Raw genomic sequence first — 1,823 nt, forward strand, 5'->3', positions numbered from 1 at the left:
TGAATGCCATGGTTATGACAGCAGGGGAGCAGGGGCAGACTTGATCTAACTGCATAATACAATTTATGCATTTAATTTATGCATTTTTTTAATTAAAATCAGTATTTAGTAACAAAATATACAAAATGTTAGCAATACTTTAAATTAATTTATCAACATCAAGAGTAGTGACATCAGAGGCTCTGGACAAAACTTCTGGCAATTGAGCAAAAGGCAACGAGGGAACAGCTGTCAATAACCCCAACCTACTTCGTTGTTCGCGAAGCGTGGCCTACGGCCAGGTTGGGGCTTGAGAAGACAAGCAACTTCTCAGGTTTGACTAGACCATTGAACCGAATTCTGGCACGAACGTTCGGATGCTTCCCCAGTCCGAACCTCTTCAAAACTGTGTTGTCAGTTGCTGTTAGACAGGACATCTTGAATCTGGTGGTCGAGGGGACGGGTTTTTAACCTAAATACTTTGTCTCGTGAGGTTTATCACCATGCTACGAGTTCCAGTTATTTCACCTAATGGAAAGCCCCTGATGCCAACAAAAGCTTCTCGCGCTCGTCGTTGGTTGAAACAAGGTTTTGCCGTTGTTTACCCAAACGATTTAAATATTTTCGCCATTAAATTAGTTAATCAACCATCTGGAAGCCAAACCCAAGACATTGCTGTTGGAGTTGATCCCGGCAAACTGTTTTCTGGCATTGCTGTTCAGTCTCAAACCACTACTCTTTGGACGGGGCATTTGGTACTGCCGTATAAAAGAGTTCGTGACCGGATCGATACTCGACGAATTATGCGTTCGCGTAGCGTCGGCTTCGCCGAAAGAACTCGCCGGAGTCGTCGGATTAACCGCAAAGTCTCCTATTCCAAACGTGCTCACAGACAGAAGCGCTTTGAAAACCGGATAGCAAAAAAGGTTCCCCCTTCCATTCGAGCAAATCGTCAGCTCGAATTCCAAGTGGTGAGTGAACTGTTTCGTTTATACCCAGTCAAAGCTATTGTCTACGAAGTGGTCAAAGCACGCGGTAATAAAGGGTTCTCTCCCGTAATGGTAGGTCAACACTGGGCAATCTCCCAGTTACAACAGATGGCTCCGGTTACCCGAAAGCAAGGGTGGGAGACGGCATTGAAGCGAGAAGGATTGGGACTGACCAAAGACAAAACCGACAAAAGTCGTCAAACGCTGGAAACCCATGGGGTAGACGGAATTGCACTGGCTGCCACTCACTTTTTCCGTCGTCGGAATTACTATTATCGCAACGGTAAGGTAAGTTTCCCAGAGAACTGCACCGTAACCAATGCTTTGTTCGCTGTAGTCAGACGAGCACCCATCAGCCGCCGTCAGTTGCACTTACTGCAATTTTCTAAAGGTGGAAAACGGCGTAAGTACGGGGGGACAACCACTCGTCACGGTTTTCGCAAAGGAGATTATGTCGAAGCGGTTAAAGCTGGTAAAACTTATCGAGGTTGGGTCAGTGGTGAGACGGCAAAACAAGTCTCTGTTAGCAACATTAATTGGAAACGGATCGGACAATTTTCAGCCCGGAAAGTCCGACTCCTCAAACGTGCAACGGGCTTAATTGTTAACTACTAGATGGAGGCGCGGCTTTCCTCCCCACCCTGAACGTTCGCGCAGCGTGGCCTACGGCCAGGGATGGGGTATCCAGCCGCGAAGATTTGATGACCAGCGCAGCTAAGCCAGCCGCAAAACTAAACAAATTTGAGAAATTCAAGGCAGAGAAAGATGGTCTTGCCATTAAAGAACAAATAGAAGAGTTTGCTAGAATTGGCTGGGAAGCAATAGAGCCAGATGACCTACAGCAGCGGCTGAAGT

At 46.7% G+C, this 1,823-nt stretch carries 2 protein-coding genes; one reads left to right on the forward strand and one right to left on the reverse strand.

Annotated features, from left to right (window positions below):
• Positions 1–245 precede the first annotated feature (245 nt).
• Positions 246–383: a hypothetical protein gene (locus F6K49_RS45265; RefSeq protein WP_293108680.1), complete on the reverse strand. Its 138-nt coding sequence runs from the start codon at positions 381–383 to the stop codon at positions 246–248.
• Positions 384–482: 99 nt separating this feature from the next.
• On the opposite strand from F6K49_RS45265, the gene F6K49_RS45270 reads away from it, so the two are divergent.
• Entirely contained in the window at positions 483–1,583 is a 1,101-nt protein-coding gene (locus F6K49_RS45270) for an RRXRR domain-containing protein (protein WP_293059668.1), read from the forward strand.
• The last annotated feature ends 240 nt before the right edge of the window (positions 1,584–1,823 follow it).

Source organism: Moorena sp. SIO3I6 (assembly GCF_010672095.1).